Source organism: Campylobacter concisus (genome assembly GCF_002092855.1).
In the GTDB taxonomy this organism is placed as follows: domain Bacteria; phylum Campylobacterota; class Campylobacteria; order Campylobacterales; family Campylobacteraceae; genus Campylobacter_A; species Campylobacter_A concisus_AI.
The window spans coordinates 1-591 of the sequence record NZ_LVLC01000019.1; the positions used below are offsets into that span (position 1 = coordinate 1).

A 591-nucleotide genomic window follows, 5' to 3' on the forward strand; every position below is an offset into this window, starting at 1 on the left:
GTTGGAAAACGATTTTTGAATTGGGTAATAACGGTAAATACGATGATGAAGCGTATGCTGAGATTCTTGCTACAGTATTGAATTTGCGTGTTGAAAAAGGTTTAACTCAAAGTGACGTTGCGAGAATATCTGGTGTATCTACGAGTATGATCTCTAAAATTGAAAGTCAATATACAGTACCGAGTGTAAAAAATTTCTTACGATATATTTTCGCCTTAGATTTGGTTTGGGAACTCGTTCATAAACGTTAGCTGAATTTTGGTTTTAAAAAAGAGGTTCAGTATGAACCTCTTTTTTGGGGTTTTGAAAGTGACGTTTTTTGTCACTTTCCTCTTATCTTGATACAGTAGAATCAATTCGTTTTTTTGTTTTTCATTTAAAGCCTTGACATGGCGGGGTTTAGGCGTAAAATTAGCCTCATAAATGGTTGAATGAAAACAAAATAAAAAACCCACGTGAAATCTCTGTTTGGCGACCGAGCACGTGAGTTGATTATCATTTGCGATTTATAGCCTTATTCTAGGGGGTAAACCCTATGATGTCAAGGTTGTAAACTTAGCTAAAATGATAATTCAGCTCCTTCACGTGGAT

General features: G+C 35.4%; 1 protein-coding gene. It reads left to right on the plus strand.

Features of this window, described 5'->3' with window-relative positions; genetic code table 11:
* Positions 1–251 (plus strand): helix-turn-helix domain-containing protein (locus A3223_RS06715; protein ID WP_219336700.1); only part of this gene is annotated, 251 nt, incomplete at its 5' end.
* Positions 252–591 lie beyond the last annotated feature (340 nt).